The following is a 16041-nucleotide window of genomic DNA, read 5'->3' as shown; positions in this document are numbered from 1 at the left end:
TCACCTATGGGGAATTATTATGTTACTGCCCGGAAGGCAGAACGAGCCGTGCTTGTGGGAGTTGCCTTTCCCTGGCAGGAAGAGGAAGTGGTGGCAGATTATCTGGAGGAGCTGGCCTTTCTGGTGGAAACAGCAGGAGCCAGGGCGGTAAAGAAGTTTATTCAGCGGATGGAAGCGCCGAATCCCCGTACCTTCATCGGGCAGGGGAAGGTGAATGAAATCAGGGCGTATATTGATTTTCACCAGGTTGATCTGGTGGTTTTCGATGATGAACTTTCACCAACCCAGTTGCGGAATCTTGACAGGGAACTGGGAAGAAAGGTTCTCGACCGGACCAATCTTATTCTCGACATATTTGCCCAGAGGGCGCATACTGCCTATGCCAAAGCCCAGGTAGAACTGGCCCAGTATGAATATCTTCTGCCGCGGCTGGCCAGGATGTGGACGCATCTGGAACGTCAGCGGGGTGGAATAGGCCTTCGGGGCCCGGGTGAAAAGGAAATTGAAACCGACCGCCGGGCTATCCGAAACCGGATTGCCAATCTTAAGGAAGAGCTGAAACGCATAGACCGGCAAATGGCTACCCAGCGCAAAAACCGGGGGCGGCTGGTGCGTGTTTCCCTGGTTGGCTATACCAATGTAGGTAAGTCAACCCTGATGAACCTGCTGGCCAAAGCCGATGTTTTTGCCGAAAACAAATTGTTTGCCACCGTTGACCCGACGGTAAGGAAGGTGGTGATTAAAAACCTGCCGTTTCTGTTGTCCGATACCGTTGGGTTTATCCGAAAATTGCCGCATTCACTGGTTGAAAGCTTTAAGTCGACCCTGGATGAAGTGCGCGAATCGGATATTCTTCTGCATGTGGTCGACTTATCCCATCCCGGTTATGAGGAGCAAATTGCCATAGTGCAGGAAACACTGAAGGAAATTCAGGCCGGCGATAAGAAAATGATCATGGTTTTCAACAAGATTGATGCCTACAAACCCGAAGATCTGGCCGGCACTGCTGATAACCCGGGCGAACCGGCCGGACAATCAATGGAAAACCTTCAGAAAATGTGGATTGCCAGAGAAAATGCCCCGGCGGTTTTCATTTCAGCTCTGAAGAAACAAAACATCGAAACACTTAAAGAATTGCTTTACCGCGAAGTAAAGGAAATCCACCGCAAACGTTATCCCTATGACAATTTTCTGTACCCAGATATTGAAACATTGGAATAGAATGGAGCACAGAAAACCTGGGAGGACATTCTACAAGAGCCTGTTTTTAACCAGGTATTCAGCAATCTGAACTGCATTCAGGGCAGCACCTTTCCGCAACTGGTCGCCCACACACCAGAAAGTAAGGGCATTCGGACGGGAAATGTCTTTCCGCAGGCGGCCAACAAATACTTCATCCTTATCGGAGGTGAACCAGGGCATCGGATAGGTGAAGGTGGAAGGGTCATCCTGAAGAATAACTCCTTCGGCTTTTTCAAATGCTTTCCTGGCTTCGGCAAGACTGATTTCCTTTTCGGTTTCCACCCATACTGCTTCGGAATGGCTTCTCAGCACAGGAACCCTGACTGTAGTGGCACTAACTTCGATTTCAGCGTGCATCATTTTCCTGGTCTCATGGTACATTTTCATTTCTTCCTTGGTATAGCCATTTTCCAGGAAAACATCGATCTGAGGGATGAGGTTGAACGCAAGCTGGTATTTGAATTTTTCAATGTGTACCGGTTCGTTGTTCAGCACCTGCCTGGTCTGTTCCATCAGCTCGGCCATGGCCTGTGCACCGGCACCACTGGCAGCCTGGTAGGTGGCCACATGAATCCTTTTTATGGGAGAAATATCGTGAAGGGGTTTCAGGGCAACAACCATAATAATGGTGGAGCAGTTGGGATTGGCAATGATATTTCTGGGCCGGTTTTTGCAATCTTCCGGATTTACCTCGGGCACCACCAGAGGAACATCAGCATCCATGCGGAATGCGCTGGAATTGTCAATCATTACTGTCCCAAACTTGGTGATGGTCGGGGCAAATTCTCTGGAAACATTGGCACCGGCTGAAACCAGGGCAATATCAATCCCTTTGAAATCGTCGTTGTGTTTCAGTTCCTTCACTGCAACAGGCTTTCCTCTGAAGGAATACGTCTGGCCGGCACTTCTGGCCGATCCGTACAGAACGATTTCATCGAGCGGAAAATTCCGCTGTTCCAGCACCTTTAAAAATTCCTGGCCAACAGCTCCGCTTACGCCAACAACAGCAACTTTCATAAAATATGTTTTATAACATAAGAGCTGTAAAGATATAAAAAACATTGATATGCGGATGGTTCACCGCCTTTTATCAGAAGGAAAATTATAAGAAAGCTGAAAAATGTTCCATGCTTTTTCTACGGTGAAAAATCTTCGGTTATCATCTGTAAAGCCATCAGAAAGCCACTGAGGAAGTAAAAAGAAAGGATGTACCTGCGAGAAAACGGCAGGATCGGGTATTAACAGAAAAAAGTTCATGCGAAAGTATTTTTTCCTGCTTTTCCTCCTCCGGCTCAGTATGGGCTTTGCCCAGTTTTCGGCCGATTTTGAAGAAGGGTTTCTTCCGGGATGGCTGGAAAACGTATCGGGCCGCTGGTCGGCTGACAGCGTGGGAGCTATTTCAGGCTGTTTTTCGCTGCACCATGTATATGACAATTCCGAATCGGGCGCGGACGCTATCAGTCATGCCCTTCCTTCCTTTGCTCCCGATTCAGGAGAGATGACATTTTCCTGCAGGATCAGGCATGGATATGCTCCTTCTTCGTCAAACCGCTGGGGCTGGTATCTTTTTGCGGATGCTCCTGCCGTCTCCATGACACCGGGAGGGAAAATCAACGGGTATATGGTGGGGATTAATTTTACCGGAAACGACGATAACCTTCACCTCTATAAGCTTAGAAACGGGGCCTGCATTGACATTTTCAACACGGGCTTTAACTGGGAACAGTTTGCTGGCACGGTAAAGGCTCCGCGCATACTGGTAAAGCGCTCTGCGGCGGGTTTCTGGGATATTTCCATTGATACCACCAATGGTTCGGGGAATATTATCTCACTGGGCGGCACGTTTGATGCTGAATTTCTGCATGCCTGGCATACCGGTTTTTGCTTTGTTTACACTGCTACAAAGGACCGACTTTTCTGGGCCGACGATCTGCAGATAACCGGCCGGATCATTACCGATACGGTTCCTCCTTCTGTTGCGGGGTTCAGGATAATTTCTTCCCGGGAGGTATGGGTGCAGTTCTCGGAAAATCTGGCGGCCACTGACAGTATGCAAGCATTTTTTGAATACAGGGGGCAGGTTGTGAAAGCAAAGGTGAGTGCCTGTTCAGTCAATGATGCCGTTGTGCTTCAGTTTGAAAAGGAACTGCCTGACGGAGATACAGTGAAGATCAGGCTGGAAGGAATGGCCGACAGAGCCGGTAATGCAGGCAGGGCGGAAATCATTGCCTTTTACCATCATTTTCGCCGATTCGATATTCTGATTACTGAAATCATGGCCGATCCTTCCCCACCGGTTGGATTACCCGAATTTGAGTATGTTGAGCTTTACAATGCTTCTTCCTGTGCGGCCGACCTCACAGGCTGGAAAATGGAAGCAGGCAGTAGCAGGTTCGATTTAAGCGGATACAAGCTGGAGCCCGGGGCATACCTTCTTCTGACGCATAAGAATGCGGCACAGTTGTTTGGCGACAGTGTCCGGGTTGCTCCGGTCTTTTCGTCCACATCGGTCCTTACCAATACGGGTACGCGGATCATTTTGAGGAATGCTTCAGGGGAGTGGATCGATGCAGTGGAATATTCCGACCGTTGGTATCAGGACTCGTATAAAAAAGACGGGGGCTGGTCACTGGAAATGGTGGATATCCGGAATCCCTGTGGCGGGATATCCAACTGGATTGCTTCAAAGAGTATGTACGGAGGAACACCCGGTTACCGTAATTCCGTTTCGGCATCGAATCCCGACCGGGAAGCACCTGTGCCGCTGTACGCCTTTGTTACCGATTCACAACGAATTGACCTGGTATTTTCCGAACCGGTTGACAGTGTGTCAGCATCAGCGCCCATGCAATACCGTGCTTCCGGTCAACTGATATTTCCTTCAAAGGCATTGCAGGCCCAGCCGAAAAGTTCGTCAGTAAGCCTGTTTTTTAACAAACCGGTTCAGGCAGGAACAACCTATGAACTGCGGGTGAGCCGAAATGTCTGTGACTGTGCCGGCAATCGTGCTTCACTTGACCGCTCGGTTCGTTTTGCCGTTCCGTCTGACCCGGCCCCCGGAGATATTGTCATCAACGAAATCATGTATCATCCTGACGATTCGTCAACGGAATATGTTGAGCTTTACAACAATTCCTCCCGGCCGTTTGATCTGGCGAAACTGTACCTTGCAATTTATTCTGAGGGAACAGAGGAATTTCAATCAAAAAAAGTGATCTCTGCCTCACCGCGGATAATCTTCCCTGACGATTATCTCGTTATTTGCCGTGATTGCCGGAAGCTTTCTGCTGCCTACAGGTTGCCTTTTACCTGGTCGTGCGTGGAAATGGAGAGCATGCCTGCGCTGAATGACGGCGGAGGCCGTATGGCCATTCTTAACAGGGGAATGGAGGTGGTTGACGCCGTTTCCTGGTCGGATGACATGCAGTTTGCCTTATTGCACAGTCCGAAGGGTGTAGCGCTTGAAAGGATTCATCCTTCAGCACCTTCGGATGACCCAATGAGCTGGCATTCGGCTTCGTCGCTTGAAGGCTATGCCACCCCGGGCCGCAAAAATTCCCAGTACACTGATTCATTGAATGGAGGGGAGAAGATTAGGGTTTCTCCTGAAGTTTTTTCGCCAGATAATGACGGCATGAACGATCTGCTGGAAATAGGTTTTACCGATGATCATCCGGGGTGGGTAACTGATGTCAGAATATTTGAAATGTCGGGCCGGCCGGTTCGTCATCTGGCAGAAAGCAGGCTGGCAGGAACGTTTTCAAGGATTTTCTGGGACGGTACGAACGACAACGGAAATTTATGCTATAACGGCATTTACATTATTCTGATACGCCGGTGGGATCTGCAGGGCCGGAGCGAAGAATTCAGGAAGGCCTGTGTGTTGTACATTCCGGGCAGAAGATGAAGCCCGGCAGGGAGCCTGTTTACTTCCGGTAGGTGCTGATAATGCGGCTCTGCTGCATACGGTGAATGAATCCGGTAATTTCTTTCTGAAAAAGCTTTTCATCTTCTCCGGAGAATCCGACTTCAACAGGGAGGTAATAGAAGCGCCTGCGGATGTCATCATCAATGTCGTTCAGTGCCTGCAGGCGCATAGCATCTTTTTCAGTGGTAATAATGTACTTTTCCGGGGCGTCCGACTGGTCGTATGCTTTGAAGATCTTTATGAGATCGCGGGGTGAATACCGGTGATGATCGGGAAAAACGAAGCGGGTAAGCCTGGCGGCGTATTGTTCCATAAAGTGTTCGAGCGGTGCCGGGTTGGCGATTCCTGAAACCAGGAATACGTGTGCATTTTTTGCTTTGAGCTTTTCAGGAGGCAGAGCTGGGGCGGCATTTTTGTAAACAGGCAGCAGATCGCCATAGCGGAGAAAGGAAAAGAAGACCTTCTGGTGGGTGAGCGGGCGGAGTTTTGATTCAATGATTCTGCAGTCAACAGGCTTCATGTCGGGAGGACATTTGGTAACAATAATAATATGTGCGCGCTGGATTCCCGAAACCGGTTCGCGCAGATTTCCTGCCGGCAGAAGCAGGTCATCGGTAATCATCCGGTTGTGGTCGATCAGCAGGATCATCAGTCCGGGTTTGACCCTCCGGTGCTGAAAGGCATCGTCGAGAACAATTACTTCAAGGGAAGGGTTTTTTTCCAGCAGAAGCCGGATTCCTCTGATCCGGTCGGCATCAACGGCAAGATCAATGTCGGGGAATTTTCTGTAAATCTGAAGCGGTTCATCACCGATCTGGGCCGCTGTCACATCCGGAGAGGCCGACACAAAGCCTCCCGAAAGTCGCCGGTAGCCTCTGCTCAGCACGGCAGTGCGGTATTGTTTTTTGAGAAACCTGACGAGGTATTCCACCTGGGGAGTTTTGCCGGTGCCACCGACAGTAATATTGCCAACGCCGATTACGGGGATGTCGAATTCTACGGAACGCAAAATTTCCATGTCGTACAGAAAATTTCGTATTCTTACGACGAGGCCGTACATCAGGGCAAAGGGCAGAAGGTATTTTCTCAGGTGCCGGAGCATGGGCCGGTGCGTGTTTCGGGTAACAATTCGTTATGAATGGCGGGCAATTGCCGACGTTTTAGCAAATGCTTATCAGTAAATCATCAGGCTGAAAGGCATTCGGGCAAGAACTCCCTGCATGGACAGGATCTGATTCAGGTCTCTGAAAAACGGCCAGGAATCGCCCAGGGTTTTTTCCAGAACTTTGGCAGAAGTATTTTCAGAGAGCATTTTCATCAGCTGGGTCAGCGGGTCTTCCAGTTCGGGGAGGTTTACCACGCGGTATTCGCTGAGGTTTGCCTTCCGGGCGGCCAGCTGGATGGCTTTTTCCAGTCCACCCAGTTCATCCACAAGTCCCAGTCGGGAAGCGGAAAGGCCGCTCCAGATTCTTCCCTGGCCAATGGAATCAACAGACTCGTATTTCATTTTTCTGCCTTCGGCCACATGGCTGACGAAGGTGGAATAGATGAATTCAATTTCGGTCTGAAGAGCTTCTTTTTCTGCTTCCGAAAGAGGGCGGTAAAAAGAGCCAAAGTCGCTATAGCTGTTGGTGCGGGCCACATCAGTGGTTATCCCTATTTTCTTTTCCAGTAAAGGTTTTGCATTCAGCAAAAGCCCGAATACACCGATAGATCCGGTAATGGTTGTGGGATTTGCGACAATAGTTCCGGCCGGACAGGCGATATAATATCCTCCTGAAGCGGCAACATCGCCCATAGAGACCACCACTGGCTTGGTTTCTGCGGCCAGCTTAACTTCCCTCCAGATAACTTCCGATGCCAGGGCGCTTCCTCCGGGTGAATTGACACGGAACACAATGGCTTTTATCAGCGAATCTTTCCGCGCCTTGCGGATAGCTTCCGAAATCCTGTCGGAACCTACCGAGCCTTCCTGTCCTTCGCCGGAAACAACTTCTCCCGAGGCATACACAACGGCAATTTTTTCCCGCACGAATTTGTGGGGTTTCACGGCAGGTGCTTTTATGTAAGAGGCAATGGACAACAGTTCCGGTTTACCGACAGGTTTTTTTCCTGACAGGCTGTCGAGCAGGAGCAGAAGCTGGTCGCGATAAATAAGGCTGTCCACCATTTTCATCTGAAGGGCATCCTGTGCTGTACGAAGCTTTAGTCCGTCGGCCATGGCATTGAGCTCTTCCACCGGTATATGGCGCGCCTCTGAAATTTTTTCCAGCATATGCTGCCATACAGAGTTCAGAAAAACAGAAAGCTGTTCCCGGTTTTCTTTGCTCATTTTGTCAAGCATAAAAGGCTCCACAGCGCTTTTGAATTTTCCGTGCCGTATGATCTGGGGTTCCACGCCGATTTTTTCGAGCATGTTTTTATAGAACATCACTTCGGCGCGGAGGCCGACAAACAGCAGATTTCCTGCCGGGTTGAGGTAGACCTTATCGGCGGCCGAAGCAAGATAATAGGATTTTTGCAGGTAGGAATCGGCATAGCTGATGACGAATTTGCCGGAGGTTTTGAAGTCGGTAAGTGCTTCCCGGATTTCGTCGACTGTTGAGTTGCCGGCAGGGATAACCGTCAGGTCGAGCAGGATGCCTTTGATGTTGGGGTCATCTTTTGCCTTTTTGATGGAGGCCAGAATATCGTTCAGGCCGAGAGCCGGAGAGGGTTTGAAATCGGGGAATGAAAATCCTTCAAGGGGATTTTTCGAACTCCGGTCGGTAATGGTCTGGTTGAGATTGAGAAGAAGGACAGTATTGGGTTTCACCTGAACGGGCTGCCGGGAAGAGGTAGCTATGATTCCCAGGATTCCCATGAAGATAAAGAATACGAGCAGAACAACAACAAGGCCTCCGACGATGGTGGCCAGGAGCATTTTCAGGAATGTTTTCATATTGCTTGAGGTATCAATGTACCAAAGATATGTATTTCAGTGCAATTATGCATTAAGTGGTGAGGATTTCGTTGCTTGCTGTTCGCCCTGCGCTCAGGGCTTTACGCTCACTTTCATGGTTCCAAGGTTCAATTTGAATTGTCATTTTTGATTTGGAACACAAACCCATTAAATCACAAATCAGAAATCACAACGCACAAATCAAAAATCCCCGAGAATTTTCTATTTCCAATTTCCTATAAGAGATTACGCTACGAGAGCTAAAACACATTAATGGGAAATGGGAAATGGGAAATCAGAAATCCTTGAAACTCTGGAACATTGGAACCCTGAAACACTGGAACCTCGATTCCATTGTCCTTAATCCCCTACGGGGAATTTGTTGGTTTTTGATCCTTCAATCTATTGTCCTTCATCCCCTAACGGGGAAATGGAAAGATCTTTTGCCATTCGCTATACGCTCTACGCTAATTAAAAAATGCTCTGCACTCTAAACCCAATACTCCTCTTTACGCTCTATGCTTTACGCTCTACGCTTGAATTTTGGAACTCTGGAACATTGGAACATTGGAACTATGGAACCCTGTAACTGAGCGTAAAGCGTAAAGAAACGGAGTTCATGACTTCTCTCTGCGTTTTAGGCTCTGAACTCAACGTTGCGATATTTTTCCATTGATTCCTTATATAGAATAATGAGTCCGGTCGGATGGTTTGACGGACCATTTCTGCGAAGGACAAAGCCTTTTCACCGGATAAATAATAACTTCGTTACATTTGCCTCAGGAAAATCAGTTTATGCCTATAGCTCATTTAATGACAGGGAGTAACCTGGGCAACAGGGAGGAAAATCTGCAAAAAGCCATGGAAGAGATAGCCAGAAGGGCGGGTAAGGTTATATACCTTTCCGGAATCTATGTCTCTGATCCATGGGGCAATGCCGATCAACAGCAATTTCTGAACCAGCTGGTTGTGATCGAAACCGGAAAAACCGCCAGGGAACTTATGGATACATGCCTCGAAACCGAGAAAATGCTGGGAAGGGTTCGCAGTAATGAACAAAACTCCCCCCGCACCATCGATATTGATATCCTTTTTTACGGAAATGACATTATCGAGGAAGAGGGGCTCATGATTCCGCATCCAAGGCTTCATCTGCGAAATTTCTGTCTGATTCCCCTCATCGAAGTTCACCCTGCCCTGGTTCATCCGGTATTCGATAAAACTGTCTGGCAGCTATACAGGGAATGTAGCGATCGGGGCAGGGTTTATCCGAAGGATGGTCAGGAACTGTAATCTTTCAATGCCATGTTAACAAGGAGGAACAAGGCATCCGGGTCGGTTGCTCCGTAAATGTCGTAGAAGTAATTTCTCAGGTAATCAGCGGCCTCGCTTCTGCTTTTTTTGTCTTCCTTCAGCAGGGGAATGATGACTTCAAATTCTTTTTTCACCTGGTCGGAATTGAGGAAAACAAGGTTTACCTGGGTGATGAGGGAAGAAGATTTCTTCAGGTTATCGTATTTGAAAACCGATACTTTCGGAAGCGTGGTGCCATTGACGAGGTCTTCGGGGGAAGATACAATCTGATTTTTGTCAATATCGATTGTCTGACCTGTGAATCCCAGCTTCTTGGAAACGGTTTTATCTTTTCCCTGGTAAGTGAGTACAATGAAGTTGTTTTCGTCGAGGGGGTAGAACGTTTTGCTCAGCCTGACCGAAAGTTTATCGCCGAGGATATAAAAGTTATCGGTACCAAGGTATTTTTTGAGGTCTTTGACTTCCATAACGCCGACGGCCCGAACACTCAGCTGGGCACGGCTTTCTATGGGAGAGGCGGCTGTGTTTGCCATAGCCAGCAACTGGGAATTATCGAAGAGGTCCTGGTCCTGTTCCGGGAGCCGGATGGTAAACTTCCCTCTCGTGCTGCTGATGGCGATGGCCATGGCGTAATTGCTTTTAAATTCCAGCTGATCAGTAGGCTTAATTACATCGCCCGGAGTGAGAGGTTTTCCGGTTGAACGATTGATGATTTCCCCATCCACTTTAATGATGTTATATACTTCGGCCTGCCCGAAAAGAACTACTGCAAGGGCAAGCATGAGAAAGGAAACAACGGCTCTTTTCATAGAAAAGGTTTGATTTATGGATTGAATCGTAAGTATATACGTATGAAGACAAAAATTGTTCCGGAAAGTTAATAAAATTAAAGAAGTAAGTCTGCAGGCAATGAGTGAAAATGCATGGTGTATGAAACCGTAGGTTTCCTTTCAGCTATTCAGGCTGGATACCTGAAAAGAGGGGCTGTTCCGGCGGTTGATGCCAGCAGTTCCTGCTGTTCCTTTTCCGTCATGGGAGTAAAATCTTTGGCAATGGAGACGGCAAGGCGGAAGAGGCGTTCTTCGCCCGGGGGAATTGCAGCGGTTACCGGCTGGGATAAGGTAAAACGCAGGGCTTTTTCAGCCAGTTCCCTCTGGTCGGCGGGCTGGTACCAGCATTTCCTGTAAGGTCTTTCCTCCTCTTTCATATTTTCAGGCCACGGATGATGTGCCAGGGCTTTGAGGGCAAGCCGTGCGGCTCCTTTTTCCATGGCTTTTTCGATAACCTGTTTTCCGAAATTTCCCTGGGCTATACAAACAAAGTTGATGGGAAAGAGAACCGAATCAAAGGAATACCGGTCGAGCAGTGCCAGGGCAGCTTCAACCGAATGGGCTGAAAACCCGATGTGCCTGATTTTTCCTTCCTGCTTTGCTTTAAGAAAAGTTTCCATAGCTCCTTTAGGGGCGAAGATTTTTTCCACGTCTTCCATGGAGGTAACGGCATGAAGCTGGTAAAGATCGAAATAATCGGTTTGCAGGCGTTTCATGCTTTCCTCCATTTCCCGCGCAGCACCTTCCGCGTCGCGCCGGGTTGTTTTGCAGGCAAGAAAGGCTTTTTTACGATAAGGTTTCAACGCTTCGCCCAGCTTGGTTTCCGCTTCTCCGTCCCAGTACGAAGGAGCAACATCGTAATAATTGATTCCGTTATCCCATGCTTCGGCCACGGTATTATTGGCATCTTTTTGTTCCATTCCAACTACCACAATACCACCGAAGCCAATGACGGAAAGTTTAATTCCGTTTTTGTACTCGCGCCGGGGAAGTTCGTTTTTCCCCTGGCAGCCTGTGCCTAAAGCAGCTGCTGCAGCAGCTGAGGCGGTAAGAAAGGTTCGCCGGTCCATAGGTGTAGTTTTTGATGGTTGAACAAATATAAGTAAAAATGTACTTATTTATAAATATTCATATTTATTTCTGTCGATTTCAACAAGAAAGCGGGAGGGGTAGGAGCAGAATCCCTGGTAACTGCGGACAAACGAAGGCATGGTAATGTAAAGTTCTTCCCTTGCCCGGCTGCAGGCCACATAGAAAAGGCGCCGTTCTTCTTCTACTTCCTCGAGGTTTTTCAGGGCACGGGATGAAGGCAGGAGTCCGTCGAGGGCATGGGGAATGAAGACGGCATACCATTCAAGACCTTTGGCCGAATGAATGGTGGAGAGGGTTACGGGTTTGTCTTCGCTTTCGTCAATGAGGGGGGTGGGGGCACCGGCAAAACTGCGGGAAGGAGGTTCGAGGGTGAAATCGCTCAGGAACTTCTCGAGCTTTTCATATTTGGCGGCCATTTCTGTAAGTACGTGAATATCGAGCATTCTTACCTGGGCATCGCTTTCCATTGAAGCAAGGATGGGGGAGTAGTAATCGCGGATAATCTGGATTCTGGCGGCTACTGACAGGTGTTCGCCGGCGGCACGGTTCAGGGTTTCCATCAGTTCCTTCAGGGGTTCGAAAAACTTCTTTTTTTCATATTCTCCCAGAGGAATTTTTCCGTCGTGCTGACGGATATCGCGGATGATAGCCGTAGCCGACACCTGTCCCACCCCGGGGAGAAGTTTCAGGATCCGGTGCCAGGCAATGGCATCATACGGATTGAGGAGGACTTTCAGGTAGGCGATCATGTCCTTGATGTGCATCTTCTCATGGAAGGCGAGACCGCCCACTGTAACGTAAGGGATATTGCGTTTCCGCAGTTCCATTTCCACGAACTGCCAGTGCCAGGCAGCCCGTGTAAGCACGGCAATTTCACCGGGCGATATATTCCGTTCGCGGAGTTCGAGGATTTTGGAAACAATAAATACAGCTTCCTCTTCCTGGTCGTAAAATTTTCTGATGACCGGCAGGAACTTTCGTGTGTTGGCCGAGAAAAGGTTTTTGCGGTAGCCGAGGCGTGCGTTTTTAACGATTTCGTTGGTAAAGTCGAGGATGGTCTGATTACTGCGGTAATTCTGCTCAATACGGATTACCCGGCAGTCGGGATAGGTTTGGGGAAAGCGCAGGATGTTCTCGTAGTTGGCTCCGCGGAAGGCATAAATACTCTGGGCATCATCTCCGACCACCATGATGTTGCGGTGGGCGGCGGCGAGGAAGTCAACAATTTCTTTCTGAAGAATGTTGGTGTCCTGAAACTCATCGACCATGATGTACCGGTATTCCTGCTGCATTTTTTTCCGGAAGGGGATATGGTCGCGCAGGGCGTTCCGGAGGATTTCCATCAGGTCGTCATAATCGAAGGTGCCGGTGATTTTCTTGTACCGGGTGTATCCGTCGAAGAGCATTTCGATATCTCTGGCATACTTCATCAGGCCCGAGAAGTCGGTCTGGATGATTTCGCGGACTGTTTTATTGCGGTTTCGTGCGGAAGAAATGATTTCGTAGATCCGGTTCTTTTTGGGGAAGGCTTTGTCGGTTTTATCGAGCTTCATCTCACTGCGCAGGAGGTCGATGGTATCTTCTGAGTCGCCTGTATCGAGGATGGTAAAGTTGGGAGGAAGGCCGAGGAGGTTGCTGTATTTGCGGAGGATGTGGTTGGCGAAGGAATGGAAAGTTCCGCCCATTACTTTACCGACGCGGGCGTCGCTGAGGAGTTCCTGCACGCGGTCGAGCATTTCTTTGGCTGCTTTGCGGGTGAAGGTAAGCAGGAGGATGTCGGACGGGTCAACGCCCAGTTCAAGGAGGTAGCTTACCCGGTGAACGATGACGCGGGTTTTTCCGCTTCCTGCGCCGGCGATTACCAGCACAGGCCCTTCGGTGGTGGTGACGGCGGCGAGCTGAGCAGGATTGAGATTTCGCCGGTAATCGATACGGAACGGCTTATCGGGAAGGGAAGGTTCTGACAGAGCAGGCCGGGTTTCGATGGAACGGGCAATAGCTGAAATTTCATCGATTTTTCGCTGAATATCTTCGGTTATTTCAACCGGAGGGTAATCATCGGGGGTCACGGCAGTAAGGTCCTGCACCGCGTAGGAAGATTCCTCCGGTTTCATGAGGGTGCTGTCGCGGGCTACCTGGGCCAGAAATTCTTCCAGAAATTGCCGTTTGCTTTCTTCGGGGTTCATCTTTTATGGTTCAGTCCTTTCAGTTCTTCTCGATTTTGTAAAGTCTGGGGCTTCCGGTCCGGTACTTGTCAGGTATATCGGGAATTCCGTTGCCGTCGGTATCGGGGAACTGGCGGAGGTACCATATCATGGCCTGCCATTCTTTCATTTCCTGAAGTCCGGGGGTGGAGGGATCGGCATCGATGAAGGTTTCGTTGAAGGAACGGATGGGGATTCCCTTTTCGTTTTTGATTTTAACGCGTACCAGTCCTTTGCTCATCTTTCCGATGATGCTGACAAATTCGAGCATGTACGAATCGGCTGTGAGGCTGTACAGAGTTTTGTTTTTCCGCGAAACGTCCACTTTGCGGAATCCGTGTACATCGTCACCCACCTGGATGTCGACGATTTTCCTGAGGAGGCCTCTGGATGGATCGGCTTTTGCCCTGAGGCCGCCGAAATAGATGTAGTAGTCGGAACTGCTGGACGGAGCAATGTACAGAACCTCCAGAATTCCTTTCAGTTCCTTTCCGGTAACATAGACCCGGGCCATAGGGTATCCCGGGCTTCCGTCTTTACCACGGCCGAGGCAGACCGTATTATAAATATCGGGTACTGTTTGAATGCCTTTCATTCCGGGTTCGATTTGGTCGCGCACCATGCCGGCCGAGAACATGGCAATGTCAGCCCCGAGGGAATCGTGTGCGTTAATGTAGGCATGCAGGGCGTCGGCAATCAGCATTCCCAGGTTGCTGGTTTCGGGATGGATTTCCTGCCGGCAGAACAGAGGGAAAGACGTCTGCACCACGGGCATTTTATAAGTAAGTCCTGCGGGTTTCAGAAAACGCTCTTCCAGCCGTTTTTCCTGGGCATCGATGCGTGCCTGAATGAGAGAGTCGCCCTGAATGGTATCATTGACAGGAAAGATGGAGTAGCTTGTATTAACAACTTTGCGGTTGCGGAGGGTGAGTTCGAGTCGCCCCAGGTACATGCCGTAACATTCGGTCTGCACGATGGGTATGTTGTTGATAACAAGAGGCTTTTCGAGGTAAGTGTGGGTATGCCCGCTGATGATGACGTCAATTCCAGGCACTTTGCGGGCCAGTTCCACGTCTTCACCTCCCCAGGTCCCATCGGGCATAAGTTTAACTCCGCTGTGGGAAAGGCAGATAACCAGATCGGCTTTCTGAGCCTCCCGCAAGTATTTTACATATTCCCTGGCCGTCTTAATCTGATCTTTAAATTGCAACGGCCGGGCAGCGGGGGCAACACTGACGGCATCCTTGCCCAGCAGGCTGAAGAAGCCTACATGGAGGCCGTTCACTTCGGCAACGTGGCATCCTTCGATCAGGTGCTGGTCGAAAAGTTTTTTAAAGGCCCTGGTGACGCTGTCTCCGGGTTTAAGGTCAAGGCTGGAAAAGACAATTTTCGGGATGGGACCGTCGTGAACGGCATTTTGTATGGTATGGGCCATGGCCATGGGGCCGAAGTCAAATTCATGGTTTCCGAGCGTGACTACATCGTAGCCCATGTCACGCATAAGGCGGAGCTGGAATCCCGAAGATTCTTCCAGATTCTGAAAAAGGGTTCCCATGAGGAAGTCGCCTGCATCCACCACCAGAAGGGAATTTCCCGAACGCATTTTTTCCCGCTGAATCAGGGTTGCCAGGCGGGCAAAACCGCCCAGGGTATGGTCGTCATTCAGGCTGAAGGGGCTGTATTCCGCTTCAGGGGAAAAGCCGTTGAGCCGGCTGTGAAGGTCATTGGTATGCAGGATAATCAGTTTTTCTTCCTGGGCGCTCGAGTACAGCACCGGGAAGAACGCCAGCATGGAAAGGAGAAGGAATCGTTTCATGGTAAAAAATTGAAAGGAGAAAACAGTACTGTAAAAATAAGCCAAGTTCGGGAAAGAACAGGAGTTTTTTTATAATGTTCGTTATGCGCCGGGTTGAGGGTGCGTGCAGAGGGTGTGCTGGATCTTTTTTGCTGTTCGCTGCTCGCCAATTGCTCTTCGCCTTACGCTCTGCACTTTACGCCTTATAGATAGTTTTCTCTTTTTTGTCTGGTAGGATGATGAAGGTATCAGAAAAAATGGTATATTTATTAACCATTTTGAAACCATATAGTTATGAGTAAAAAAACCTTCCTGATAATTCTCCTTGTTTTAACAAATATTCTCATCATGGCACAGAAAAATTTTATCAGGGATCGCATTCCGGCCGAAAAAGGTGATATCATTATTACGTTCATAGGTCATGGAACCCTCATGCTGGAGTATAATAAAACGATCCTGCATATCGATCCCTGGTCCCGACTGGCTGACTATTCAACTTTGCCTAAAGCTGACATTGTACTTATCACTCACGGGCATCGTGATCATTTTGATACCACTGCCATTGCAGCGGTTCGCAAACCGGAAACCCAGGTGGTATTGACGCCGGAGGTTTATTCGATCCTTGGAAAGGGAATTGTTATGGGAAACGGCGACCGCAAAGAGGTATCGGGTATTGTGATTGATGCCGTGCCGGC

The 16041-nt window shown here is 49.1% G+C and carries 11 protein-coding genes; 4 read left to right on the top strand and 7 right to left on the bottom strand.

The genetic code is table 11. The features are described 5' to 3' along the window. Positions 1–6 precede the first annotated feature (6 nt). On the top strand, positions 7–1221 hold the full coding sequence (gene hflX / locus GX419_05150) for a GTPase HflX (protein ID NLI24073.1): 1215 nt from the start codon (positions 7–9) through the stop codon (positions 1219–1221). A 30-nt stretch (positions 1222–1251) separates the two neighbouring features. Here hflX and GX419_05145 read toward each other — a convergent pair whose 3' ends face one another. Beyond that, on the bottom strand, positions 1252–2259 hold the full coding sequence (locus GX419_05145) for an aspartate-semialdehyde dehydrogenase (protein NLI24072.1): 1008 nt from the start codon (positions 2257–2259) through the stop codon (positions 1252–1254). A 238-nt stretch (positions 2260–2497) separates the two neighbouring features. Between GX419_05145 and GX419_05140 the strand changes: the two genes are divergently transcribed. Continuing rightward, positions 2498–5149, top strand: a complete 2652-nt coding sequence (locus GX419_05140) for a hypothetical protein (protein ID NLI24071.1) — start codon at positions 2498–2500, stop codon at positions 5147–5149. 19 nt (positions 5150–5168) lie between these two features. Here GX419_05140 and lpxK read toward each other — a convergent pair whose 3' ends face one another. After that, a complete protein-coding gene (gene lpxK / locus GX419_05135; protein NLI24070.1) occupies positions 5169–6272 on the bottom strand; it encodes a tetraacyldisaccharide 4'-kinase in 1104 nt (367 codons plus the stop codon). Positions 6273–6344: 72 nt separating this feature from the next. Further along, positions 6345–8111: a signal peptide peptidase SppA gene (gene sppA, locus GX419_05130; protein ID NLI24069.1), complete on the bottom strand. Its 1767-nt coding sequence runs from the start codon at positions 8109–8111 to the stop codon at positions 6345–6347. A 795-nt stretch (positions 8112–8906) separates the two neighbouring features. Here sppA and folK point away from each other — a divergent pair. Then, positions 8907–9404, top strand: a complete 498-nt coding sequence (gene folK / locus GX419_05125; GenBank protein ID NLI24068.1) for a 2-amino-4-hydroxy-6-hydroxymethyldihydropteridine diphosphokinase — start codon at positions 8907–8909, stop codon at positions 9402–9404. Here folK and GX419_05120 read toward each other — a convergent pair. The 4 genes from GX419_05120 to GX419_05105 form a co-directional block, all read right to left on the bottom strand. Then, the gene (locus GX419_05120; GenBank protein ID NLI24067.1) at positions 9392–10234 is read right to left on the bottom strand and encodes a hypothetical protein; all 843 of its coding nucleotides are present in this window, start codon (positions 10232–10234) and stop codon (positions 9392–9394) included. The two genes, folK and GX419_05120, sit on opposite strands and share 13 nt — an antisense overlap. Positions 10235–10383: 149 nt before the next feature. After that, positions 10384–11325, bottom strand: a complete 942-nt coding sequence (locus GX419_05115) for an aldo/keto reductase (protein ID NLI24066.1) — start codon at positions 11323–11325, stop codon at positions 10384–10386. A gap of 48 nt (positions 11326–11373) precedes the next feature. After that, positions 11374–13533 carry an ATP-dependent helicase gene (locus tag GX419_05110; GenBank protein ID NLI24065.1) on the bottom strand — a complete coding sequence of 720 codons (2160 nt, stop codon included), beginning with the start codon at positions 13531–13533 and terminating at the stop codon, positions 11374–11376. A 19-nt stretch (positions 13534–13552) separates the two neighbouring features. Next, entirely contained in the window at positions 13553–15367 is a 1815-nt protein-coding gene (locus GX419_05105; GenBank protein ID NLI24064.1) for a hypothetical protein, read from the bottom strand. Between the two features lie 327 nt (positions 15368–15694). Between GX419_05105 and GX419_05100 the strand changes: the two genes are divergently transcribed. Continuing rightward, positions 15695–16041, top strand: a 347-nt coding sequence (locus GX419_05100; protein ID NLI24063.1) for an MBL fold metallo-hydrolase, incomplete at its 3' end; no start/stop codon positions are given.

This window comes from Bacteroidales bacterium, from assembly GCA_012517825.1.
GTDB lineage: Bacteria > Bacteroidota > Bacteroidia > Bacteroidales > JAAYUG01 > JAAYUG01.
This window is presented reverse-complemented; position numbering and strand designations above follow the sequence as displayed.